This window comes from Pseudomonas sp. WS 5410 (assembly GCF_012985645.1).
Lineage (GTDB): Bacteria > Pseudomonadota > Gammaproteobacteria > Pseudomonadales > Pseudomonadaceae > Aquipseudomonas > Aquipseudomonas shahriarae.
The window spans coordinates 78,377-102,762 of sequence record NZ_JAAQWS010000016.1 but is presented as its reverse complement, the minus strand read 5'-3'; the positions used below and the strand labels follow the sequence as shown (position 1 = coordinate 102,762).

The window sequence follows — 24,386 nt, the reverse complement described above, 5'->3', positions numbered from 1 at the left end:
CTTATTGGAATGAGGCGCGGGCCGGAAGATGCACTTCGGCCAACATGCAGCGGGCACTGCCGCCGCCGATGCGTTCGATGTTGTCGATATTCACCACGACTGGGTGGGTGTGGCGTTCCACATGCAGGCGCTGCGCCGGCTTGAGCGAGCGCCAGGCGCTGGCCGACATCACCAGCAGCGGCTGGCCGTCGCGGTCGTGGAGTTCCAGCATGTTGCCGGCGAAGGCTTCCAGTTGGTCGAAGTCCAGGGCCAGGATGTCTTTGCCGGTGTCGCGCAGGGAGCGTTCCAGGCCCTGGCGTTCTTGGGTCTCGGGCAGCGCGTCCAGGCACACCACCGACAGGTCGCGGCCGACGCTCATCATCACGTTGCTGTGGTAGATCGGTGCGTGATGGCGGTCGACGGCGTGGAAGGCGCAGACCTGATAGTCCAGGCGCTCGGCAAACTGGCGCAGGGCATCGTGATGGGTGCGCCCGGAGTGGCAGGCGTAGCTGATGCGGTGCTGGCGGTCGAGGACCATGCTGCCAGTGCCTTCGAGGAACATGTTCTGTTGTTCCAGGTGGCTGAAGTCGATGGTGTCTTTGATTGCGAAGCGCTGCTCCAGTACTTGCAGCACGCCTTTATCGCGCTCCAGGCGGCGGTTCTGGCCCTCCATCGGGTACAGCACCAGGCTGCCGTCGGCATGGCTGCTCCACCAGTTATTGGGGAAGATCGAATCCGGGGTATGGGGCGCGGGTGTGTCCTGAACCACCAACACTTCCACACCATGCTGGCGCAGGGTGTCGACATAACCGTCGAACTCTTCCAGCGCTTTGTGCTGTGCGGCCACCGGATCGACGGGCGCGCGCTGGAAGCGGTTGTTGATCGCGGTGTCCGGGTTAAAGGCAAAGTGCGCCGGGCGAATCATCAGGACGGTATTGGTGGTTTGCATGGGGGCACGAGTCCATGGGGTTGGGCATTGAGGCTATTTTGTGCGCTCTGGCCGTAGAATCCCGGCTGAAACAGGGGAGCGGCCCAGCCGGGAAAGCTGAAAAGAGGGGTGTGGCAGCCGAATCGGCTGTCAGGGGGCGCTCAAACCTGTAGGAGCCGACTTGTGTGGGAGCTGGCTTGCCTGCGATAGCATCACCGCGGTGTAGCGGACACACCGAGGTGCCTGCATCGCGGGCAAGCCCGGCTCCCACACAAGCCCACACATGGGTATTGTGGTGGCTGTCATTACGTCACCCGTCAGGAGGAGTCATGTCTACCGCCGTCCGCCTCGCCCAACCCACCGATGCCGAAGGCATCAGCCAGGTCATCCTGGCGGCCCTGCGCAGCAGCAACGCCCGTGACTACCCGGCGGATGTGATTGCGCGGGTGGCGAGCAACTTCACGCCGGAGGCGGTGCTGCAATTGCTCACGCGGCGTACCGTGCTGGTTGCACTCCAGGATCAAGAAATCGTCGCGACCGCCGCCTTGGACGTCAATGTGGTGCGTTCGGTGTTCGTCAACCCGGTGCTGCAAGGGCAGGGCATCGGCCGCCAACTGATGGTCGATATCGAACAGCGGGCCCGTGAGGCTGGGGTCACGGTATTGAGCGTACCGTCGTCCCTCACCGCCGAGCCGTTTTATACCAAGCTGGGGTTCCAGACCGTGCGGGATGTGTACCACGGCAACGAGCGCACCCTGGTGATGGAGAAAGTATTGTCGTCCCGCCACCCCATCGGCGTGTATCGCGACCGTTTGCATCGGGCCCAGGTCGCGGCGTTATGGCAGACGGCGTTTGGTTATGACACACCACATAACCGGCCGGAACTGGCGATTGATAGAAAGCTTGCGGTGGAGGACGGGCTGTTCTTTGTCGCCACCCACGGCAAGGCCGTGATCGGCACCTTGATGGCAGGTTACGACGGGCATCGGGGTTGGTTGTATTCGGTGGCCGTGCATCCGGACTATCGCCGGCAAGGCCTGGGCGCGTCGTTGGTGCGCCATGGGGAACAGGCGTTGATCGCCCTGGGCTGCCTGAAAATCAACCTGCAGATCAATCTGGGCAACGATACGGTGGTGGGCTTCTACGAAGCACTGGGGTATGGCGTGGAGCCGAGGATAAGCATGGGCAAGAAGATTGCGCAGAACCTGCCCAAATCCTGAAACCACCTGTAAGCAAATATGGGAGCGGGCTTGCTCGCGAAAGCGGTGGGTCAGTCACTGATGACGTTGACTGACCCACCGCTTTCGCGAGCAAGCCCGCTCCCACATTTTGTTGCGCAGCGGGGCTTAGACCTTGACGATCCAGCCAGCCGGCGCTTCAACGTCGCCGGACTGCACACCGGTCAGCTCTTTGTAGAGCTTCTGGGTCACTGGGCCGACTTCTTTTTCGCTGTAGAACACGTGCAGCTTGTCTTTGTACTCGATCCCGCCGATAGGCGTGATCACTGCCGCCGTACCGCAGGCGCCGGCTTCCTTGAAGTCTGCCAGCTTGTCGATCAGCACGTCGCCTTCGACCACGTCCAGGCCCAGGCGGGTCTTGGCCAGTTCGATCAGCGACAGGCGGGTGATGCCTGGCAGCACCGACGGCGAGTTCGGGGTGACGAACTTGTTGTCGTGGGTGATCCCGAAGAAGTTGGCCGAACCGACTTCTTCGATTTTCGAGTGGGTGGCCGGGTCCAGGTAGATGCAGTCGGCAAAGTTGGCTTTTTTCGCCAGGGAGCCGGGCATCAGGCTGGCTGCGTAGTTGCCACCGACCTTGGCGGCGCCGGTGCCGTTCGGCGCGGCGCGGTCGTAGCCGGAGATCAGGAAGTTGTGCGGGGTCAGTCCGCCCTTGAAGTAGGCGCCGACCGGGATGCAGAAGATCGAGAAGATGAACTCGGGCGCGGTACGCACGCCGATGTTGTCACCGGTGCCGATCACGAACGGGCGCAGGTACAGCGCGCCGCCAGTGCCGTACGGCGGGATGAACCGCTCGTTGGCGCGGACCACTGCCTTGCACGCCTCGATGAAGGCTTCGGTCGGCACCTGCGGCATCAGCAGGCGGGCGCAGCTGCGTTGCATGCGGGCGGCGTTCTGGTCCGGGCGGAACAGGTTGATCGAACCGTCCTTGCAGCGATAGGCCTTCAGGCCCTCAAAGCACTGCTGGCCATAGTGCAGGGCGGTGGAGCCCTCGCTGATGTGCAGCACGTTGTCTTCGGTCAGGGTGCCTTCTTGCCAGGCGCCGTCTTTCCAGGTCTGGAGAAAACGCTTGTCGGTCTTGATGTAGTCAAAACCCAATTTGTCCCAATTGATGCTTTCGTTACCCATGACACCCTCTATCTCTTTTCAACCGCCTGGTCGAAGGCAGGCTTTTGGTTTATTTCTGGATGGGCGCAACAATACTTCATTCTTGGCCTGTGTGGGAGCGGGCTTGCTCACGATAGCGGTGGGTCAGTTAACGCCTCTAACACTGACACATTGCTATCGCGGGCAAGCCCGCTGCCACAGTGGGTCAGAGGTGCAGGGCATGCCCCAGCGCCCGCAGCGCCGCTTCCTGCACGGCTTCACCGAGGGTCGGGTGGGCATGAATGGTGCCTGCCACATCCTCCAGGCGCGCGCCCATTTCCAGGCTCAGGCCAAAGGCCGTGGACAGTTCGGACACGCCAACCCCCACCGCCTGCCAGCCAACAATCAGGTGATTGTCGCGGCGTGCCACCACCCGCACGAAGCCGGTCTTGGACTCCAGGGTCATGGCCCGGCCATTGGCCGCAAACGGGAAGCTCGAGACAATGCAGTCCAGGCCCGCAGCCTTGGCTTCGTCCGGGGTCTTGCCGACCACCACCAGTTCCGGGTCGGTAAAGCACACCGCCGGGATCGCCGCCGGGTTGAACTCGCGGGATTTACCGCTGATCAGCTCCGCGACCATTTCGCCCTGGGCCATGGCCCGGTGCGCCAGCATCGGCTCGCCGCTCAGGTCGCCGATGGCCCACACATTGCGCATGCTGGTCTGGCAACGACTGTCGATCTGGATTGCCGCGCCGTTCATCGTCAGGTTCAAGGCTTCCAGGTTCCAGCCCTGGGTGTTGGGTTTGCGACCGACGGCAACCAGCACCTGGTCGGTGTCGAGGGCCAGGGTCTCGCCATTCGGATCGCGCACTTGCAGGCTGCCACCTTCAAAACCCGTCACGCTGTGCTTGAGGTACAGCTTGACCCCCAACTGCTTGAGGGATTCGGCGACCGGCTGCGTCAGCTCGGCGTCGTAGGCCGGCAGGATGCGGTCCTGGGCTTCGACCACGCTGACCTCGGCCCCGAGTTTGCGATAGGCAATCCCCAGTTCCAGGCCGATATAACCGCCACCCACCACGATCAAGCGTTTTGGCACATGGCTCGGTGCCAAGGCTTCGGTGGACGAAATGATCGGCCCGCCAATCGGCAGCATCGGCAGGTTGACGCTTTTCGAACCGGTGGCCAGCAGCAGGTGCTCGCACTGGATGCGTTGGCCGTCCACGTCCACGGTCTTGCCGTCGACGATCTTGGCCCAGCCGTGGATCACCTGCACTTTGTGCTTTTTCAGCAGCGCGGCAACCCCGGTGGTCAGGCGGTCGACAATGCCGTCCTTCCACTCGACGCTCTTGCGGATATCCAGGGTCGGCACATCCACTTCGATGCCCAGGGCCGAACCCTGGCTGTGGTGCACGGTTTGCTGGAACTGCTCGGCAACGTGGATCAGGGCCTTGGACGGAATGCAGCCGATATTCAGGCAGGTACCGCCCAACGCCTGGCCTTCTACCAGGATGGTCGGGATGCCCAGTTGGCCGGCGCGAATCGCCGCCACATAGCCGCCTGGGCCGCCGCCGATAATCAGCAGCGTGGTATGCAAAGTCTGAGTCATGCCCTTACTCCAGGAACAGGCTGGCGGGTTGTTCGAGCAGGCCACGGATGGCCTGGATGAATTGCGCCGCGTCCATGCCATCGACCACCCGGTGATCGAAGGAGCTGGAGAGGTTCATCATCTTGCGGATCACGATCTGCCCCTTGATCACCATTGGTCGCTCGACGATGCGGTTGACGCCGACAATCGCCACTTCCGGCAGATTGAGCACTGGGGTGCTGACAATTCCGCCCAACGCGCCGAGGCTGGTCAGGGTGATGGTCGAGCCCGACAGTTCGTCACGGCTGGCCTTGCCATTGCGCGCGGCGTTGGCCAGGCGGGTGATTTCTTCGGCGGTGCCCCACAGGCTGCGCGCCTCGGCGTGACGCACCACGGGCACCATCAGGCCGACATCGCTCTGGGTGGCGACGCCCACATGCACCGCGCCAAGGCGGGTGATGACTTGGGCTTCGTCGTCATAACGCGCGTTGATCTGCGGGAAATCGCGCAAGGCCACAACCATCGCGCGCACCAGGAATGGCAGCAACGTCAGCTTGCCGCGGCTGGCGCCGTGTTTTTCATTGAGGTGTACGCGCAAGTCGTCGAGGGCCGTCACGTCGATCTCTTCGACGTAGCTGAAATGTGCGGCGCGGCGCGTGGCGTCCTGCATGCGCTGGGCGATCTTGCGGCGCATGCCGATCACCGGGATCTGCTCTTCGTCGTTACGCTCGGCATACGGGGTGGCGCCGGCCGAGGCGCGGGTGCTGCCCTGTTGCAGATAGGCGTCGAGGTCTTCATGCAGAATACGCCCGGCCGGGCCCGAGCCCTGGACCAGGCGTAGCTGGATCCCGGCGTCCAGCGCATGCTTGCGCACGGCGGGTGAGGCCAGCGGGCGCTCATTGGCGTCGCGGGCCACCGGGGCCTGGGCGGCCACCACCGGCTTGGCGGCCGGTTTGCTTTCAACCGCAGGAGCCTTGATTTCGGCTTTTGGGGCCGGCGCGGCTTCTTCAACCACCGCCGACAACGCCGACTCCCGGGTATTGCCCGCGCCTTCGACTTCAATGCTGATCAGGATACTGCCCACGGCCATGACTTCACCCGGCTCGCCGCCCAGCGATATCACCTTGCCATGGACCGGCGAGGGAATATCCACCATCGCCTTGTCGGTCATCACATCCGCCAGCACCTGGTCTTCCACGACCATATCGCCGACCTTGACGTGCCATACCGACAACTCAACCTCTGCGATGCCTTCGCCAATGTCCGGCATCTTGATAACGTGCGTGCCCATTCAGACCTCCATGACCCGTTGCAAAGCCGCGCCCACACGGGTCGGGCCAGGGAAATACGCCCACTCTTGCGCGTGGGGGTAGGGGGTGTCCCAGCCGGTCACACGCTCGATAGGCGCTTCCAGGTAGTGGAAGCAGTGTTCTTGCACCAACGACACCAGCTCGGCACCAAAACCGCAGGTCCGAGTGGCTTCATGCACCACCACGCAACGGCCGGTCTTTTTCACCGACTTGACGATGGTTTCCAGGTCCAGCGGCCACAGGCTGCGCAAGTCGATGACTTCGGCATCGATGCCGGTTTCTTCGGCGGCCACTTGCGATACGTACACGGTGGTGCCGTAAGTCAGCACCGTGACGGCCGAGCCTGGACGCACGATGGCAGCCACATCCAGCGGCACCGTGTAGTAGCCGTCCGGCACCTGGGCTTGCGGGTGTTTCGACCACGGGGTCACCGGGCGGTCGTGGTGGCCGTCGAACGGGCCGTTGTACAGGCGTTTGGGCTCGAGGAAGATCACCGGGTCATCGTTTTCGATGGAGGCGATCAGCAGACCCTTGGCGTCATAGGGGTTGGACGGCATCACCGTGCGCAGGCCGCAGACCTGGGTGAACACCGCTTCGATACTCTGGCTGTGGGTCTGGCCGCCGTAGATGCCGCCGCCGCAGGGCATGCGCATGGTCAGCGGTGCAGTGAACTGGCCGGCCGAGCGATAACGCAGGCGCGCCGCTTCCGAGATGATCTGGTCGGTGGCCGGGTACACGTAGTCGGCGAACTGAATTTCAGCCACCGGGCGCAGGCCATAGGCACCCATGCCCACGGCCACGCCGATGATGCCGCTTTCGGAGATCGGCGCATCAAACACCCGCGAGGTGCCGTACTTGCTCTGCAAGCCTTCGGTGCAACGGAACACGCCGCCGAAGTAACCGACGTCCTGGCCGAATACCACCACATTGTCGTCGCGCTCAAGCATCACATCCATGGCCGAGCGCAGGGCCTGGATCATGGTCATGGTGGTCGTGGTCATGGCGGTTTCCAGCTCGATTTTATTGTTGTGATCGTTCATGTCAGATCCCCAACTCTTGACGCTGGCGCTTCAAGTGCTCCGGCATCTCTTTATAAACGTCTTCGAACATGCTCGCGGCGCTTGGAATCTGGCCACCGGCCAGGGTGCCGTACTGTTCGGCTTCTTTCTGCGCGCTGAGCACTTCGGCTTCCAACTGCGCACTGACCGTGGCGTGTTCCTCTTCGGACCACTGGCCAATCTTGATCAGGTGCTGCTTGAGGCGGGCAATCGGGTCGCCCAGCGGGAAGTGGCTCCAGTCGTCGGCAGGCCGGTACTTGGAGGGGTCATCGGAGGTGGAGTGCGGGCCGGCGCGGTAGGTGACCCATTCGATCAGGGTCGGACCGAGGTTGCGGCGCGCGCGTTCGGCGGCCCAGGCAGAGGCGGCGTACACCGCGATAAAGTCGTTGCCGTCCACCCGCAGGGAGGCGATGCCACAACCCACGCCGCGTCCGGCGAAGGTGGTGGCTTCACCACCGGCGATGGCCTGGAAGGTGGAGATCGCCCACTGGTTGTTGACCACGTTGAGAATCACCGGCGCGCGGTACACGTGGGCGAAGGTCAGGGCGGTGTGGAAGTCCGATTCGGCGGTGGCACCATCGCCGATCCATGCCGAGGCAATCTTGGTATCGCCCTTGATCGCCGAGGCCATGCCCCAGCCCACGCCCTGTACGAACTGGGTGGCGAGGTTGCCGGAAATGGAGAAGAAACCGAAGTCTTTTACCGAGTACATGATCGGCAACTGGCGGCCCTTGAGCGGATCGCGCTCGTTGGACAGCAGTTGGCAGATCAGGTCTACCAGCGGCACTTCACGGGCCATCAGGATGCTTTGCTGGCGGTAGGTGGGGAAGCACATGTCGTCGATGTTCAAGGCCAGGGCCTGGGCGCTGCCGATGGCTTCTTCGCCAAGGCTTTGCATATAGAACGACATCTTTTTCTGACGCTGGGCGACCACCATGCGGTTGTCGAAGATCCGCGTCTTGAGCATGGCACGCATGCCGCGGCGCAAAATGTCTACCGGGACACCTTCTGCCCATGGGCCCAGGGCCTGGCCCTGGTCGTCGAGCACGCGGATCAGGCCCTTGGCCAGGTCGGCGGTGTCGGCGGCTTCTACGTCAATTGCGGGTTTGCGCACCGTACCCGCATCGGTCAGATGCAGGTAGGTAAAGTCGGTCTTGCAACCTGGACGGCCAGAAGGCTCGGGAACGTGCAGGCGCAGCGGTTCGTATTGCTGGGTCATGGCTTTCTACGCTCGATCTTGTGAATTTCTTGTAGTGGGCGCGCTTAGCTGACAGTCAGTCCCCGGGTAGGAGAAATCTTGTCCTACAACAATCATAGGCCGGGGCGTGGAGAATATTTATCTCTGTTTGGTTGCGCCTGAGATCATTTGAGGATAAAAAATCTGCATAAACATAATAAACAGGTGGTTTTGTCTCATGCGCAAGCTGGACCGTATTGATATCGGGATTCTCAACAGCCTTCAGGAGAATGCCCGCATCACCAACGCCGACCTCGCACGCTCGGTCAACCTGTCGCCCACGCCGTGTTTCAACCGGGTCAAGGCGATGGAGGAATTGGGTTTGATCCGTGACCAGGTCACGCTGCTGGACGCCGATTTGCTGGGGCTGCACGTCAACGTGTTTATCCACGTCAGCCTGGAAAAGCAGAACGAGGAAGCCCTGCAGCAATTCGAGGGGGCGATTTCCGACCGGCCGGAGGTGATGGAGTGCTACCTGATGGCCGGCGACCCGGACTACCTGATCCGGGTGCTGGTGCCGACCATCCAGTCGCTGGAGCGCTTTATGATGGATTTTCTGACTAAGGTGCCGGGTGTGGCGAACATCCGCTCGAGCTTTGCACTCAAGCAGGTGCGCTACAAGACCGCGCTGCCGCTGCCGGCCAATGGTTTGAACCTAGGCAGCTGACTTATTCATAACGGTAGTCAAGTTGCTCAAGGTCCAGGGTCTGCCTGACGGTCCAGCGCTCTGGCCAGGGTGCCGGTTCGTTTGGCGGGTTGAACACCAGGCTTGAGTCCAGCACGCCGTTGGGGGCGTCAGCCCTGGGCTGGAACGGCTCGCTGATCGGATGCTGCTGGCGCCACTGCTCCCATAGAAAGTCCAGATGGCAATGGTGCAGGAAAAACAGCGGGTCATTGGAAGAGGAGGCGGTGGTCATATCGCCGCCGATCCAGGCATGAACCCTGTTGTGCAATCGGTCTTCACTGACATTTTCCCAACCTCCGGAGGCTTCAGCCACGGGGACTTGCCAGTACGGGGTGCGCGCCAACGTTGAAATCACTTCCAGGGGGCCTGGCAAGGGCTGCTCGGGATTTGCCCCCAGGTCGCGACGCAGACCCTGATCACCCGAATTGTCGTCCCACACCTTGAGTTCGAATGCGCCGTTGAACACGGAAAATGGGCCGGTGGTGACACGTTGGTTTTGCATGTTGTCGCCGTTGCCCCCCATGAAATCGGCGGTGAAGGGGTTGCTGCGACCCTCTAGCTGCCAATCCCAATAGGGCAGGGTGATAGACGGATCATTTGCGGCGGTTTTGAGCGCCAGTTCGAACTGCCGAATCAGGATCCGGTGCCAGGGATAGAACAGCGGGCTTTGGTGGGGGTTGGGGACCAGTGGGTTGGGCCCGCCCATAGAGTTGCGATGGACCTGCACAAAATCGTCATAGCGGTTCTGCAGGCCGGGGCGCAGGACACTTGGAACGTCGTTCTTGAGCCGCAGAATGGCGGTGACAAAGGCTCGTTTCTGCTCCCCGGTCAGGTCGCGGTGGTTACGTCGGATGTCCATGTTTCAGATGCTCCATAGAATGTGGGTTCCTGGAGTATCCGTGGGGGAGGCAGCAGAATGTGGTGTATAGATCTTCCTCTCGTAACGTCGGTAATACGCAATTGTTTCTATTCATACGAGGCGATGTGACTGATAGCGATCATCTGGAAGTGTCTGGTGAGCAAGCCATTATTATAAAAAACGCTTGTCCTTATGGGCAGTAAGGTATCTGCTAAGCTCATGTCTTAGTCGGAAGAGCGAGTCATAGAGAATGAGAAACTAGTCCATCTGGCTATTTAAGGCTCTAAGGGTGCCCGCTCGCCTGTTATCGTTGCGGCATATTCCTTGGTCTAATTGACTTATATAAGTAGTTAGCTAAGTAGTGGTTTGCGTGGTTTTTTTGTTTGTCGGCTCCATAAAACAACGATAGGCCTACATTTTTTTCACAGAACGCTCCACACACTGATGCCATCGAGGCTGTAAAAGTCCTTGAGCCAGTAAGCCTAGGGGAATTGCCATGTCAATGAGATCCATAAGATTGAACTCCCGTACCACCCTGTGTTTTGGCGTGGTGTGCCTGTTGCTTTTAATACAAGGCGCGATGACCCTGGTGAAAGTTGACAAAGTCTATTCGTCCACTGTGCAAATAGAAACTAACTGGCTACCCAGCATTCGTCAGGCTGGAAAGATGGAAAGTACGTTATTGAAACTTCGCCTGGAGTTGCGCAGGTTTGCACTGGATGCTAATCGGCTAAGTTCAACTTCGGTCGGTGCTGTTAAAGAGGCGAGTAGTGCGCTGGTTAAAGTAAGCAATGAGTATGCTTCGTTTGTATCCAGTCCCGAAGAAAAGAATAAATATGATCAAGTCATACGGGATATACAGGCCTATAACCTGAAAGTTGATGAGTTGCTGGCCATGGACAGTTCACATTCGGCTGCTGACTTGAGTGTGTTTTTTAGAGATTACACCAGCCCTCTGGCCGTTAAGCTGCAGTCCATGATTGGGGAATTGTTGGCTATCAACGAAACGGGTGGGCAGGCCGCAGTGGCCACTGCGGCCCATGAATATGATGCTGCCCGATTGTTCACATTGATCCTGATGGTGGCGTCGGTGCTGTTGACCATTGTGGTCGCCCGACTGTTCACCAAAAGTATCATCACGCCGGTTGGCGAACTGTTGGCCGCGACGGCGAAGATTGCCCAGGGAGACTTGCGTGTCGCCATCCAGATCAGCGGCAAGGACGAACTGACCGACCTGCAACAGTCCACTGCAGCCATGCAGATGAGTTTGAAAAGTACTTTGCAGCATATATCCGAAGCATCCGGCCAACTGGCATCGGCTGCTGAAGAGATGAGTTCGATCACCAAGGAGTCCAGTGCCGGTATTGAACGACAAAGTATGGAGACCGATCAGGCCGCCACGGCGGTCAATGAGATGACTGCCGCGGTAGAAGAAGTGGCGCGTAATGCGGTGTCGGCCTCCCAGTCGACACAGGACTCCCAACGCTCGGCAAAAGTCGGCCAGGAGCGGGTGACCCAGACCATCGCTTCGATTGAAAAATTGAGCGCCACCGTCCAGCAAACCGGGGTCGAAGTAGAGGGGCTGGCCAAACAGGCCCAGGACATTGCAAGGGTGGTGGAAGTCATCCGCTCCATTGCCGAGCAAACCAACCTGCTGGCCCTGAATGCGGCCATCGAAGCGGCCCGGGCCGGCGAGCAGGGGCGCGGCTTTGCGGTGGTGGCCGACGAGGTCAGGGCGTTGGCCCATAGAACGCAGACCTCGACCCAGGAAATCGAACAGATGATCGCGAAGATCCAGAGCTGTTCCAGTGAGGCGGTGCTCTCGATGGGGCTGAACCGAACTGAAGCCGTGGATTCGTTGAAGATCGCCCATGAAGCGGGTGCGGCCATTACTCAAATCACCCATGCGATCGAGGATATCAACGAGCGAAACCTGCTGATCGCCACCGCGTCGGAAGAGCAGGCCCACGTCGCACGCTCTGTCGACCAGAACCTCATCAGCATTCGTGACCTGTCTATCCAGAGCTCGTCGGCCGCCAGTCAAACCTCGATCGCCAGTAATGAACTGTCGAAGCTGGCGATTGATCTCAAACAGATTGTTTCGAGGTTCTCGGTGAACTGAGCCGAGTCGGGCAGGTTGTTTGATTTTGAACTGTGAGGTAATGCCTATGTTGAAATGCATTCCTACTTCGCAAGTCAGGTTGGGTATGTACGTCCAGAAGCTCAACGGCGCCTGGACTGACCATGGTTTTTGGAAAAACAGTTTTTTGCTGACCCGTCTGCAAGACCTGCAGCGTTTGCGTCAGTCACAGGTGCAGAGCCTCTGGATTGATACCGAGAAGGGGGACGACGTGCTGCCGGACGAGCTGCCGCGTTCGCCAGCTGTTACCTCAACGGTCGCTGCACTGGCGCAATCTGCGGTGCCCCCGCGTGTTGATATGAAGGTCGAGGTGGCGCGTGCCGTCAAGGTGTGCGCGCGGGCCAAGAGTGCCGTCGTCGAAATGTTCAGTGACTTGCGCATGGGGGGCGCGATCGACCCTACTCGCGTGGTTAGCCTGGTGGATGAAATTTCCCAGTCGATTTTGCGCCACCCCCATGCCCTGATCAGCCTGGCCCGGTTGAAGCGGGCCGATGAATACACCTACATGCATTCGGTCGCGGTCAGTGGCTTGATGATCGCGTTGGCCAGGCAGTTGGGGCTGTCGCCGGCATTGGTCCAGGAGGCAGGGCTGGCAGGGTTGTTCCATGACGTGGGGAAAATGGCCATCCCGGAGGGCATTTTAAGCAAGGCCGGCAAGCTGACTGAGGCGGAGTTCGAGATTGTGCGCAGCCACCCCCAGGAGGGGGTGAACATGTTGCGCAACAGCCCGCATATCAGCGCCCTGGTATTGGATGTGTGCTTGCATCACCATGAAAAGTGCAACGGCGAGGGTTATCCCCACGGCCTGCGCCAGGATCAGATCAGCTTGTTTGCACACATGGGCGCGGTGTGTGATGTGTACGATGCGGTGACCTCAGAGCGGCCTTATAAACAAGGCTGGGGGCCGGCCGATGCCATTCAGAAAATGGCCGAGTGGAAAGGCCATTTCGATGAGCGGGTGTTCCAGGCGTTTGTCCGGTGCATGGGGATTTACCCGGTGGGCGCCTTGGTGCGCCTGGAGAGCGGGCGTATCGGTGTGGTGATTGAGCAAAGCCAGAAGTCGTTGCTCACGCCACGGGTCAAAGTGTTCTTTTCGGCGCGCTCCCGCTTGCCCATTATCCAGGTGGTGGTGAACCTGGCCGAGCAGCGCGACAAGATTGTCGGTCGCGAGAGCATCGAGGACTGGGGCTTCAAGCATATCGACGAGCTTTGGTCAGGCTTGCCCAAGCCCAAGGGCTCTTACTTCAGTTGAGCCCGATGTGCCGTGTCACAGCTGGTTGATCGGGATTTTCAGGTACACCACGCCATTGTCTTCCGCCGGCGGCATATTCCCCGCTCGTACATTCACCTGGATCGCCGGCAGCAACAGCGTCGGCATGCCCAGCCCGGCATCACGGGTGGTGCGCATTTGCACAAATGCCGCTTCATCCACCCCGTCATGCACATGGATATTGCTCGCTCGCTGTTCAGCCACGCTGGTCAGGCATTTGGCCTCGCGGCCCTCGGGTGGATAGTCATGGCACACGTATAGCCGGGTGTCGCCGGGGAAGGCCAGCAACTTGCGCATCGAGGCATACAACTGGCGCGCATCGCCGCCAGGGAAGTCACAGCGGGCGGTGCCCACGTCGGGCATGAACAGGGTGTCGCCCACCAGGATCAACTGGTCGTCGATCAGGTAGGCCATGTCTGCCGGGGTATGGCCGGGCACGTGCAGGGCCTGGGCCTTGAGGTTGCCGATGTGGAACACCTCGTCGGGGGCGAACAGATGGTCGAACTGCGAACCGTCAACGCGAAACGCCGGCTCCAGGTTGAACAGGTTCTTGAACACGCCCTGCACCTGGCTGATGGACTGGCCAATGGCGATTTTGCCGCCCAAGGCACGGCGCAGGTACGGCGCGGCGGACAGGTGGTCGGCGTGGGCGTGGGTTTCCAGCAGCCATTGCACCTGCAAGCCATGGGCCTGGACGAACGCCACGACGTGGTCGGCCTGGCGCGTGTCGGTGCGTCCGGACGCGGGGTCGTAGTTGAGCACCGAGTCGACAATGGCACAGGGTCCACCGTCCGCTTCATAGACGATGTAGGTCCAGGTCGACGAGGCCTCGTCCAGGAAGGGTTGAATCAGCGCAGGCATGACGGTTGTCCCTGATGGCTAAAAAAAGGCGTGATATTCACTTTATGTTTAAACATAATGTTTTGAGCTTAAGTGAGAGAAAGGACCGAAGCAAATGGAATCCAGTCTGAGTGAAGGTGAAGTCGCCCAGTTGCGTGCGTCTGCGTCCAAGGCCTGTACCTTGCTCAAGGCCCTGGCCAATGAGGACCGGCTACTGATCCTCTGCCAGTTGACCCAGGGCGAGCGCAATGTGGGTGAGCTGGAAACCATGACCGGCGTGCGCCAGCCGACGTTGTCCCAGCAACTGGGGATCCTGCGCGACGAAGGGCTGGTGGCGACCCGTCGTGAAGGCAAGTACATCTTTTACGGGTTGGCCAGCCACGAAGTGATTCAAGTGATGAAAACCCTCTCCGGGCTGTACTGCGGGGCGGTGATAAAAAGCTGGGCGTGACGCCATACGGCAACGACCCTTGTGTGCATTGTTGAAATAAGAAAGGCCAGGACTATGAACGACCAACACTGGGGACCGACCATCAGTGGCGACATCGTGGTCATCGGCGGCGGCTCGGCAGGCATCGGCCTGCTGGCCAGCCTGCTCAAGCGCGACCCGCAGCTCAATATCATCCTGATTGAACCCAGCGCCGAGCATTACTACCAACCCGCCTGGACCCTGGTGGGCGGCGGCGCCCATGACATCCGCAAGACCATGCGCCCCATGGCCCAGGTATTGCCCGACGGCGTGACCTGGGTGCAGGCGGCGGTCAGTCAGTTGCTGCCCGACGAGCAGGCCCTGGTGCTCGACAGCGGCCAGCGTGTGACCTGGAATAACCTCATCGTCTGCCCCGGCCTGCGCCTGGCCTGGGAGAAAATCCAAGGCCTGGAGCAGACCCTGGGCCACAACGGCGTTACCTCCAACTACAGCTACCAGCACGCGCCCTACACCTGGCAACTGGTGCAGCAGCTCAAGGGTGGCAAGGCGATCTTTACCCAGCCGGCCATGCCGATCAAATGCGCAGGGGCGCCGCAAAAGGCCATGTACCTGTCTTGCGATCATTGGCTCAAGCAAGGTGACCTGAACACCATCGACGTCGAATTCAACCTGGCCGGCGCCGCGCTGTTTGGCGTGGCAACCTTTGTGCCGCCGTTGATGAACTATGTCGAGAAATATGGCGTGCAGTTGGCCTTCAACTCCAACCTGATCAAGGTCGATGGCCCGGCGCGCAAGGCCTGGTTCGAGGTCAAGGACGCCGAAGGCAATGTCAGCGTCGAAGAAAAATCCTTCGACATGCTGCACGTCGTCCCGCCGCAAGTGGCCCCGGACTTTATCCGCCACAGCCCACTGGCCGACGCCGCTGGCTGGTGCGAGGTCGACCCCCACAGCCTGCAACAGGTGCGTTACCCGCACATCTTCGCCCTGGGCGATGTGTGCTCCACCAGCAATGCCAAGACGGCGGCGGCGGTGCGCAAGCAAATCGTGGTGGTCGCCGAGAACTTGCTGGCCCTGCGCCGACAGGCGCCATTGCCGCTCAAGTACGACGGTTATGGCTCCTGCCCGTTGACGGTGGAGAAGGGCAAGGTGGTGCTGGCCGAGTTCGGTTATGGCGGCCGGCTGCTGCCGACCTTTCCCCTCGACCCGACGGTGGCGCGGCGCTCGGCGTGGTTTTTGAAGGCGACGCTGCTGCCGTGGTTCTACTGGAACGGCATGCTCAAGGGCCGCGAATGGCTGACCCGTCTGGCCAAGGTGGAGTGAGAGAACCCTATGCTGCTGGCAAGTTTTTTTGGCGTGTTCATGGGGCTGGTGATGGGCCTGACCGGGGCCGGGGGCGGGATCCTGGGGGTGCCGGCGTTGGTGCTGGGGCTGGGCTTGACCATGACCCAAGCGGCCCCGGTGTCATTGTTCGCCGTGGGGGCGGCGGCGGCGGTGGGGGCGATTGATGGCTTGCGCCATGGCCTGGTGCGGTATCGCGCGGCGTTGCTGATTGCCTTGCTTGGCGCCCTGTTTTCGCCGCTGGGGGTGTTCTTCGCCCATCAGTTGCCGGACAAGATCCTGATGGGCCTGTTCAGCGCGCTGATGGTGCTGGTGGCGTGGCGCATGTTGCGGCGCGAAAAGCTCGAGGCCGGCCCCAGCGACCATGGCGCCGCGTCCTGGGGGCAGAAGAACTGCATGCTCGATCAGCAGACCGGGCGTTTTTCCTGGACCGCCAAATGCACCGCGACCCTGGCCGCCCTCGGTGCGGTGACCGGTGCGGTATCGGGCCTGCTGGGGGTGGGCGGCGGTTTTCTGATCGTGCCGGCGTTCAAGCAACTGACCGATGTGCAGATGCGCGGGATTGTCGCCACCTCGCTGATGGTGATCAGCCTGATTTCGCTGATTGGTGTGGTCGGCGCGTTCCATGCCGGGGTGGTGATCGACACCCTCGGCTGGGTGTTTATCGGTGCCAGCATCGTCGGCATGCTCATCGGCCGGCGCCTGGGCTCGCTGATTCCGGCGCGGGCCTTGCAAATCGGCTTTGCCAGCCTGTGTATCGTGGTGGCAGGCGGGATGTTGTTCAACGCCCTTTGACCCCAACCCCGCGCCTACCGGTGTAAGCCTTAAGTGGCGGGCCCTCGGCGCCCTCCAAAGCACCGCGCATTTCCCTCCAAGGCAGCGTTTAACCGCGCTGCCTGGCTTTCGATAATCGCCTCCGACACCCAGACCCCCGTCGCGGAGCGCGCCATGCATAACAATAAGAACTTCCCCCGTCGTTTGTTGCCAGCCTTTATCGCCAGCCTCGGTTTGAGCTCGGTGGCCCAGGCCGAGATCGTGCTGTACGACAAGGACCAAACCACCTTCTCCACCGATGGCTACGTCAACGCCTTTTACGTCAACAGCGATGTGGACCGTGCCGGCGAGCAATACGACCGGCGCCAGTCGCGGGTAAAAATGGGCTTTTTGCCCAACTACCTGGGCTTCAACATGGGCAAGCAGGTCGATGACCTCAAGCTCGGCGCCCGTGCCTCGTTCTGGGTGACCATCAACGACAGTGAAACCAACGGCACCGACACCGCCATCGACGTGCGCCAGTTCTACGGCACCGTGGCCAACCCCGAGTGGGGTGAAGTGCTGATCGGCAAGGACTTCGGCCTGTTCGCCCGTTCCAACATCCTGCTCGACGAACTGCTCGCCGGCTATGGCCAGGTCAGCGACAGCCTGGGCCTGGTGGACGGCGGCGGAGTATCGTTCGGCAATATCGGCAGTGGCTACCCATACCCGTTCCCCACCTCGCAAATCACCTACCGCACCCCGGTAATGGACGGCCTGCGGGTGGCCGTGGGCATCATGGACCCGGTCGACACCAACGACAGCAGCCCGCTGGGCAAGGCCTACCAGAAAAACCCACGTACCGAGAGCGAGATCACCTACCAGTTCGACGTGGGCGGGGCGAAGATCTACAGCTGGCTCAACGGCAGCTACCAGACCTCGGACAACACCGACTCCAGCGTCGAATCGGTGACCTCCAAGGGCCTGGGGTATGGGGTGCAGGCGAAGATGGGCGGCTTGTCGCTCACCGGCTCCGGCTTCCAGGCCAAGGGCATCAACCCGTTCTTCACCAACAACGCCGGGGAGGCCACCTTGCGTAATGTCGACAGCAATGGCTACCTGCTGCAGGGCTCCTACAAACTGGGCAAGAACCGCCTGGCGCTGTCCTACGGCAAGACCAAGGACGACGGCAACGGCGTGGTCGGCAGCGGCGCCGACTACGAAACCCGGGGCATTGCCCTGTTCCATGACATCAACGACAACCTGAAGCTGGTGGCCGAGTACAACCAGTTCGAGATCAACGGCCACGACACCAGTGCGCAGAATGAAGACACCGATACCTTTGCCGTAGGCGCGGTGCTGACCTGGTAATGACCTGGAACACGGTCAAACGTGTGGGAGCCAGCTTGCCTGCGATGCTTGCGACTCGGTGGATCAGTTACACCGCGGTGATGCAATCGCAGGCAAGCCAGCTCCTACACAAAGCCAGTCCCCACAGAGATTCATCTGTTGCTCAGTGGCTCTCATCCCATCGAAGCCCCGACCCAGTACCCAAGTAGCATAGGTCGCCACCCCGTGCGTTCGTACACTTGAGCTTCAACGGGGAGATGACCATGCAACAGGTGCACAGCGAAGGCGTAGTCACAGCCATGTCCCAGGCCAGCGATGCGCAGCAGGTGGCCGATGAGCTGGCGTGCCAGTTGTTGCACCCGTACCTGGGGTTCGTGCTGTTCTTCTGCTCTGCCACCTATGACCTGCAGGCCCTCGGCCAGGCCCTGCAACACAGTTTCGGTGGTGTCCGCGTGGTGGGTTGCACCAGCGCCGGCGAGATCACGCCCCAGGGTTACGGGCGCAATTGCGTGACGGCGGTGGGGTTTGACCATGCGCACTTTTCCATTGCCACCGAACTGATCGACCAGGTCGAGCACTTCAGCCTGATCGACGCGCAACAAATGGTCGAACGCCTGGTGGGTGGCTGTCGCAGCAACACCCTGGCCCCGATCAAGGGCAACAGCTTTGCCTTGACCCTGCTCGACGGCCTGTCCAGCCGCGAAGAAATGGTCCTCGCCGCCCTGAGCGCAGCGCTCGGCGATATCCCGCATTTCGGCGGTTCGGCCGGCGATGACAACCACCTGACCCACACCCACGTGTATTTCGACGGCGCCTTCCACAGCGGTGCGGCTGTCGTGGTGCTGGTCAATACCTGGCTGGATTTCGAGGTGTTCACCACCCACCACATCCTGCCCTTGGCACACAAACTGGTGGTGACAGGCGCGGACAGCGCGTCGCGGCGGGTCTTTGAGTTGAATGCCGAACCTGCCGCCGAGGAGTACGCACGGCATATCGGCGTGGCCGTTGCACAGTTGGATCACCGGATCTTCGCCGCCCATCCGTTGGCGGTGCGTATCAACGAGCAGTACTACGTGCGGGCGATCCAGCAGGTCCACGATGACTTGAGCCTGAGTTTCTACTGCGCGGTGGAAAACGGCATCGTCCTCACCGCCATGACCCCGGGGCCGATCCTGCCCAACCTGCAGACCCTGTTCGACGGCCTGCAAGCGCGTCTCGGCGACCTGCTGCTGACCATCGGCTGCGACTGTTTCCTGCGGCGCCTGGAGCTCGAAGAGCACGGCACCCTGGAGCCGATCGGCGCCTTTTTGCGTGAGCAACGGGTGATGGGGTTCAACACCTACGGAGAACAGTTCAATGGCATGCACATCAACCAGACCTTTACCGGGGTCGCCATTGCCCGTGGTCGAAGCTCTGGACAGCGCTGAACTGCACGCGCAGATCCGCGCCCTGCAGCAGGACAATCGCAAGCTGGCGCGGATCAACGCCGCGCTGATCGAGCGCGTCGAATCCGGCGCGACCCGTGGCAACGACCCTTATGCGGCGTTCCAGCATTCGGTGGTGCTGGCCGAGCAGGTGCGCGAACGTACCGACGCGCTCAACCAGGCTATGGCCGAACTCAAGGCCAGCAACCATCTGCTGCGCGATGCACGGTTGCGCGCGGAAACCGCCCACCAGCATTTGATTGATGCCATCGAGAGCATTTCCGATGCCTTTGTGCTGTTCGACCAGCACCAAAATATTGTGTTGTTCAACAGCCGCTTCCAGGGGTTCTGGAGCAACAGCCCGGTGCAGATTGTCGCGGGTATGGGCCTGCGCGAGGTCAAACGGCTGATGACGGTCAACGGCCTGTTCACCGAAGAGGCCCACGGGCACGCTGATGAAACCCTGTTCTACCGTCTGGATAACGGCCGTTGGCTGCAAGTCAGCGAGCGGCCGACCCAGGACGGTGGGCGGGTGATTCTGTTTACCGACATCACTGACGTCAAACTGGCGGAAACCCTGCGTCGTGAACAGGCCGTCGCGCAGAAATCCCAGGAAAGCGAACGCTGGATCCGCCTGATCACCGACCATGTGCCGGCGTTGATTGCCTACCTCAATGCCGATCTGGTCTACGAGTTCACCAACAAGGTCTACGAGCAATGGTATTGCTGGGCGCAGGGCGCGATGCTCGGCAAAAGCCTGCGCCAGGCCCACAGCGAACAGCATTACCAGCGCCTGGAGGCCTACGTGGCGCAGGCGCTGGCGGGGGAGAGCGTGACCTTCGAGTTCGCCGAAACCAATATCAACCATCAGGAGCGCTACATGCTGCGCTCCTATGTGCCCAACCGCCTGGCCAGTGGCGAGGTGGTGGGGATCTTTGTGCTGATCCGCGACATCACCGAACGCCGGCGCACCGCCGAGGCCCTGCACCAGGCTTATCAGAACCTGGAACTGCGAGTGCGCGAGCGCACCGCCGAACTGACTTCGCTCAACGACCAACTGCTGCAGGAAATTGACGAGCGCCGCCGCGTGGAGTCGCGCCTGCGCGAAGCCAAGCTGGAAGCCGAGCAGGCCAACCTGTCGAAAACCAAGTTTCTGGCGGCGGTCAGCCATGACCTGCTGCAACCGCTGAATGCCGCCCGCTTGTTTACCGGGGCCTTGCTGGAGCGGCGTGACCCGGTGGCCAACGAGACCCTGGTGCGCAACGTCAGCAATTCCCTGGAAGACGTGGAAAACCTGCTGGGCACCCTGGTGGATATTTCCAAGCTCGACGCCGGGGTGATCAAGGCCGATATCGCACCGTTTGCCTTGAGCGAACTGCTGGACAACCTCGCCGCCGAATACACCCAAGTGGCGCGCAGCGAAGGCTTGCAGCTGCACTTTATTGGCTGCTCGGCCCTGGTGCGCAGCGATATCCAGCTGCTCGCCAGAATCTTGCGCAACCTGTTGAGCAATGCCATCCGTTACACCTACGGCGGGCGCGTGGTGTTGGGTTGTCGGCGTGAGCATCAGCGGTTGTCGATCCAGGTCTGGGACACTGGTATGGGCATCGCCGAGGAGCGTTTGGAGGAGATTTTCCAGGAGTTCAAGCGCGGCGATGTGCAACGCCCGGACCAGGATCGTGGGTTGGGCCTGGGGTTGGCGATTGTGGAAAAAATCGCGCGGATCCTCGGGCACCGGATCAGCGTGCGCTCCTGGCCGGGCAAGGGCTCGATGTTCAGTGTGGAGGTGCCGTTGAGCAGCACCGCACCCAGGGTCTTGCCTATGCCGGTGATGAGCGAGCCGATGCTGGAGCGTTTGCAGGGCGCCCGGGTGTGGGTGCTGGATAACGACGCGGCGATCTGTGCCGGTATGCGTACCTTGCTTGAAGGCTGGGGCTGCCAGGTGATTACCGCCTTGTCCGAACAGGACCTGGCACGCCAGGTGGACAACTACCATGCCCAGGCGGACTTGCTGATTGCTGATTACCACCTGGATGACGAACAGAACGGCGTGGACGCGGTGGCCAGGATCAATGCGCGGCGGGCCAGTGCCATTCCGGCGATGATGATCACCGCCAATTACAGCAACGAACTGAAACTGCAAATCCGCGAGCTGGGGCATACCCTGATGCACAAGCCGGTGCGGCCGATGAAGCTCAAGACTGCCATGAGCCACCTCTTGGGCCGTCCCTGACATGCCCTCGATCAAAATGTGGGAGCGGGCTTGCCCGCGATAGCGGTGGGTCAGGCAAATAAATGCTGAATGACACACCGTTATCGTGGCGTAGGTATCTACACAGGTCTTTTCTGGGGTTGTGTACATATCCGTTGCTGGGGTCACGGCTGCTATTGGTTCCGCCCTTACGGCGGGTCACTTTTGGAAAAGAGCCCCAAAAGTAACCAAAAGGGCTCTTGCCCCACCACTCGGCACCTCGCCTAGGCTCGGTGTGCCCGTCATCCGACATTGATTTGGGGGGCCGCCGCGATGGGCCATCCATGGCCCAGCGCGGCTAACCCGGCGTCCTGCCGGGTTACCCCCCAAATCAATATCGGATGACGGCCAGCGTGGTTTAACGGGGCGCCTCAGATCAAGATCAAGATCAAAAGCAAAGCGAGGCGGCCTTAAAGCCGACCTGATCTTCGAATCGTACGCGTACCCCTGTGGGAGCTTAGTTGTAAGGAAAATCAGCGCCGCAGGTAGGAGCCGAAGTCGATATCTCCAGCGCTAAGGATCGCCTGCACCCGGTTATGTACGTTCAACTTGCGCAGAATCGCCGACACATGGGCCTTCACCGTGGTCTCGGCAATTTCCAGGGTGTAGGCAATCTGCTTGTTCGACTCGCCCTTGGTCATCCGCTCCAACACCAGCAACTGCTTGCGTGTAAGGGCCTGCAGCAGTTCCGGGGCGAAGGCCGGGTTGTCGTGCATGCGCCGCTGGCCGGGGTTTTTCTGGGTGCGGATGATGTCGGGCGGCAGGTACACGTTGCCATTGAGGATCTGCTGGATCGCTTCGGTCATCTGCGCCCGTGGCGAGGATTTAGTGATAAAGCCCACCGCGCCATAGGTGATGGCTTGCAGCACGATCTGCTTGTCCTGTTCGGCCGAGACGATCACCACCGGTATGGTCGGCGCTTCGTTGCGCAGGTTGATCAGGCCGTTGAGGCCGTGCATGCCGGGCATGTTCAGGTCCAGCAGGATCAGGTCGAGGTCGTCGTGCTCCTGGGTCAGGGCCAGGGCGCTGTCCAGGTCGGCAGTTTCCATCACTTCGCTGCCGGCAAAACCGTCGCTGATGACGTTATGGATCGCTTCGCGAAACAGCGGGTGATCGTCGGCAATCAGAATTTTATACATGGCCGTTCACCTTTTTATTGTGATGTTTCAGGGGGCAAGCTCAAAGGGCTCAGGGTGTGCCGCGGCGACGGGCAGCTTGGCGGCCTCCCACGCGTCCAGGCCATCGCGATACCAATACACAGTGTTATAGCCCAAGGCTTTGGCCCGTTTTACCGCGTTCCAACTCAACCAGCAATCGGCGCGGCAGTAGAACACCAAGGGGTGGGCAAGGTGACCGTCGGTGTAGGTGTACAGGTGGCGGGCAAAGTAGCTCTGCCACTCGGGCGTCAGCTCGCCATCGCCGGTATTGGCCAGCCAATGGCTGCCGGGCAGGTTGGCGTGGGGCAGGTCTTCGATGAACTGGCCGTGCAGCCATTGCCGGCGGTAAACGTCGATCAGCACCGGGCGCGGTTGTTGCGCCAGCAGGGTTTGCAGGGCCTGGGTATCGACGATGGTCGCGCCCGGCAGGTGTTCGGGGGTGGGGCTGCGATAGAGGTTGATGCGGTAGCCGTCGCGGGAAAACAGCGCGGTTGGCGGCTGGGCAGCAGCCAGCAGCGGGGTCAGCGACAGCACGGCAGCCAGAGTCAGTCGGGCGGGCAGCATGGCAGGTACGATCCTTATAGTTATGCGCCTATTACATGCCAGTCGCGCTGCCTTGGGAATGCGACGATAGACAGCAAAACCAGTACCAAAGTAGTAAATCAGCCGGCGCTTGAGGGCTCTAGCATGAAAGTACCGGTCATCCTCAGGAGTTGTACGATCATGCGAATTCTCAAGGCGCTGCTCTTGCCGTTTTTGCTGATTGTCAGCCTGATCGGCGTGGACAAGCTCCACGGCCCGCGACCGGCGCCGCTGTTGGTGATGCCGGCGCATGCCTCATGAATATCCTGTTGGTAGACAAGCACGCCGTGGTGCGCCTGGGTTACAGCAGCCTGTTGCGGGCGCTGCTACCAGGCGTGGAGGTGCGCGAGGCGGGCACTGGCGAAGAGGCGCTGGCGCGGGTGCAGGAGGCGGTGCCGAACCTGGTGATCACCGGTTTTGGCCTGCCGGGCATCAGCGGCCTGGAGACCACTCGCCGCCTGCGCCAGCGCCTGCCGCAATTGCGCGTGCTGTTTTTCAGCCAGCATCAGGAACTGCCCCTGGTACGCCAGGCCCTGGAGGCCGGTGCGTCGGGCTATATCACCAAGGGCGCGACGCCTGCGGTGATGAATGAAGCGGTGCAGCGCATCCTCGACGGCCACACCTATATCGAACAGGCCCTGGCCACCGAGCTGGCCTACCACCCGGTCGATCATCGCCTGCAGGGCATGACGGCCCGCGAGCTGGAAATTTTCCTGATGCTGGCCAAGGGCACACCCACCCGGGCCATTGCCGATCAACTGAGTATCAGCAGCAAGACCGTGTCCAATCACCTGACCTTGCTCAAGAGCAAATTGCAGGTCAGCTCCCATGCGGAGCTGGTGCATGTGGGGATTGATATGGGCGTGGTGCGGGCGGCGGGATAAGT

21 protein-coding genes are annotated in these 24,386 nt (G+C 61.1%); 11 read left to right on the top strand and 10 right to left on the bottom strand.

Features of this window, described 5'->3' with window-relative positions; genetic code table 11:
* Position 1: 1 nt before the first annotated feature.
* Positions 2 to 928: an arginine deiminase-related protein gene (locus tag HBO24_RS21890; RefSeq protein ID WP_128593645.1), complete on the bottom strand. Its 927-nt coding sequence runs from the start codon at positions 926 to 928 to the stop codon at positions 2 to 4.
* A 308-nt stretch (positions 929 to 1,236) separates the two neighbouring features.
* Here HBO24_RS21890 and HBO24_RS21885 point away from each other — a divergent pair, with 308 nt between their 5' ends.
* Positions 1,237 to 2,127: a GNAT family acetyltransferase gene (locus HBO24_RS21885; protein WP_170060302.1), complete on the top strand. Its 891-nt coding sequence runs from the start codon at positions 1,237 to 1,239 to the stop codon at positions 2,125 to 2,127.
* 126 nt (positions 2,128 to 2,253) lie between these two features.
* Here HBO24_RS21885 and HBO24_RS21880 read toward each other — a convergent pair whose 3' ends face one another.
* The 5 genes from HBO24_RS21880 to HBO24_RS21860 form a co-directional block, all read right to left on the bottom strand.
* On the bottom strand, positions 2,254 to 3,273 hold the full coding sequence (locus HBO24_RS21880) for a branched-chain amino acid aminotransferase (protein WP_057439419.1): 1,020 nt from the start codon (positions 3,271 to 3,273) through the stop codon (positions 2,254 to 2,256).
* Between the two features lie 184 nt (positions 3,274 to 3,457).
* Positions 3,458 to 4,837: a dihydrolipoyl dehydrogenase gene (gene lpdA / locus HBO24_RS21875; protein ID WP_170060301.1), complete on the bottom strand. Its 1,380-nt coding sequence runs from the start codon at positions 4,835 to 4,837 to the stop codon at positions 3,458 to 3,460.
* 4 nt (positions 4,838 to 4,841) lie between these two features.
* Positions 4,842 to 6,107, bottom strand: coding sequence for a dihydrolipoamide acetyltransferase family protein (locus HBO24_RS21870; RefSeq protein ID WP_057439418.1), 1,266 nt, complete (start codon positions 6,105 to 6,107; stop codon positions 4,842 to 4,844).
* Positions 6,108 to 7,166 carry an alpha-ketoacid dehydrogenase subunit beta gene (locus HBO24_RS21865; RefSeq protein ID WP_057439417.1) on the bottom strand — a complete coding sequence of 353 codons (1,059 nt, stop codon included), beginning with the start codon at positions 7,164 to 7,166 and terminating at the stop codon, positions 6,108 to 6,110.
* A gap of 1 nt (position 7,167) precedes the next feature.
* Complete coding sequence (locus tag HBO24_RS21860; RefSeq protein ID WP_057439416.1) at positions 7,168 to 8,403, bottom strand: 3-methyl-2-oxobutanoate dehydrogenase (2-methylpropanoyl-transferring) subunit alpha; 1,236 nt, start codon at positions 8,401 to 8,403, stop codon at positions 7,168 to 7,170.
* Positions 8,404 to 8,599: 196 nt separating this feature from the next.
* Here HBO24_RS21860 and bkdR point away from each other — a divergent pair, with 196 nt between their 5' ends.
* On the top strand, positions 8,600 to 9,088 hold the full coding sequence (gene bkdR, locus HBO24_RS21855; RefSeq protein ID WP_057439415.1) for a Bkd operon transcriptional regulator BkdR: 489 nt from the start codon (positions 8,600 to 8,602) through the stop codon (positions 9,086 to 9,088).
* 1 nt (position 9,089) lies between these two features.
* Here the strand turns inward: bkdR and HBO24_RS21850 are convergent, their stop codons facing one another.
* Entirely contained in the window at positions 9,090 to 9,965 is an 876-nt protein-coding gene (locus HBO24_RS21850; protein ID WP_169961117.1) for a tyrosinase family protein, read from the bottom strand.
* A 496-nt stretch (positions 9,966 to 10,461) separates the two neighbouring features.
* Here HBO24_RS21850 and HBO24_RS21845 point away from each other — a divergent pair, with 496 nt between their 5' ends.
* The gene (locus tag HBO24_RS21845; protein WP_057439414.1) at positions 10,462 to 12,087 is read left to right on the top strand and encodes a methyl-accepting chemotaxis protein; all 1,626 of its coding nucleotides are present in this window, start codon (positions 10,462 to 10,464) and stop codon (positions 12,085 to 12,087) included.
* Positions 12,088 to 12,133: 46 nt separating this feature from the next.
* The gene (locus HBO24_RS21840) at positions 12,134 to 13,357 is read left to right on the top strand and encodes an HD-GYP domain-containing protein (RefSeq protein ID WP_057439413.1); all 1,224 of its coding nucleotides are present in this window, start codon (positions 12,134 to 12,136) and stop codon (positions 13,355 to 13,357) included.
* A 15-nt stretch (positions 13,358 to 13,372) separates the two neighbouring features.
* On the opposite strand, the gene HBO24_RS21835 is transcribed toward HBO24_RS21840, so the two are convergent.
* The gene (locus tag HBO24_RS21835; protein WP_170060300.1) at positions 13,373 to 14,236 is read right to left on the bottom strand and encodes an MBL fold metallo-hydrolase; all 864 of its coding nucleotides are present in this window, start codon (positions 14,234 to 14,236) and stop codon (positions 13,373 to 13,375) included.
* A 94-nt stretch (positions 14,237 to 14,330) separates the two neighbouring features.
* On the opposite strand from HBO24_RS21835, the gene HBO24_RS21830 reads away from it, so the two are divergent.
* From HBO24_RS21830 to HBO24_RS21805, 6 genes are all read left to right on the top strand, one after another.
* Positions 14,331 to 14,666, top strand: coding sequence for a metalloregulator ArsR/SmtB family transcription factor (locus tag HBO24_RS21830; RefSeq protein WP_032860171.1), 336 nt, complete (start codon positions 14,331 to 14,333; stop codon positions 14,664 to 14,666).
* A gap of 54 nt (positions 14,667 to 14,720) precedes the next feature.
* Positions 14,721 to 15,965: an FAD/NAD(P)-binding oxidoreductase gene (locus tag HBO24_RS21825; RefSeq protein WP_170060299.1), complete on the top strand. Its 1,245-nt coding sequence runs from the start codon at positions 14,721 to 14,723 to the stop codon at positions 15,963 to 15,965.
* Between the two features lie 9 nt (positions 15,966 to 15,974).
* Entirely contained in the window at positions 15,975 to 16,778 is an 804-nt protein-coding gene (locus HBO24_RS21820; RefSeq protein ID WP_057439411.1) for a sulfite exporter TauE/SafE family protein, read from the top strand.
* 153 nt (positions 16,779 to 16,931) lie between these two features.
* Positions 16,932 to 18,107: a porin gene (locus HBO24_RS21815; protein ID WP_115128524.1), complete on the top strand. Its 1,176-nt coding sequence runs from the start codon at positions 16,932 to 16,934 to the stop codon at positions 18,105 to 18,107.
* Between the two features lie 242 nt (positions 18,108 to 18,349).
* Positions 18,350 to 19,513: a nitric oxide-sensing protein NosP gene (gene nosP, locus HBO24_RS21810; RefSeq protein WP_057960094.1), complete on the top strand. Its 1,164-nt coding sequence runs from the start codon at positions 18,350 to 18,352 to the stop codon at positions 19,511 to 19,513.
* On the top strand, positions 19,443 to 21,743 hold the full coding sequence (locus tag HBO24_RS21805) for a PAS domain-containing hybrid sensor histidine kinase/response regulator (protein ID WP_169961112.1): 2,301 nt from the start codon (positions 19,443 to 19,445) through the stop codon (positions 21,741 to 21,743). The genes nosP and HBO24_RS21805 overlap by 71 nt, the downstream gene beginning before the upstream one ends.
* A gap of 491 nt (positions 21,744 to 22,234) precedes the next feature.
* Here HBO24_RS21805 and HBO24_RS21800 read toward each other — a convergent pair whose 3' ends face one another.
* A complete protein-coding gene (locus HBO24_RS21800; protein ID WP_029296512.1) occupies positions 22,235 to 22,900 on the bottom strand; it encodes a response regulator transcription factor in 666 nt (221 codons plus the stop codon).
* A 27-nt stretch (positions 22,901 to 22,927) separates the two neighbouring features.
* On the bottom strand, positions 22,928 to 23,482 hold the full coding sequence (locus tag HBO24_RS21795; RefSeq protein ID WP_115128522.1) for a PQQ-dependent catabolism-associated CXXCW motif protein: 555 nt from the start codon (positions 23,480 to 23,482) through the stop codon (positions 22,928 to 22,930).
* Between the two features lie 275 nt (positions 23,483 to 23,757).
* Here HBO24_RS21795 and HBO24_RS21790 point away from each other — a divergent pair, with 275 nt between their 5' ends.
* The gene (locus HBO24_RS21790; RefSeq protein WP_057439407.1) at positions 23,758 to 24,384 is read left to right on the top strand and encodes a response regulator transcription factor; all 627 of its coding nucleotides are present in this window, start codon (positions 23,758 to 23,760) and stop codon (positions 24,382 to 24,384) included.
* Positions 24,385 to 24,386 lie beyond the last annotated feature (2 nt).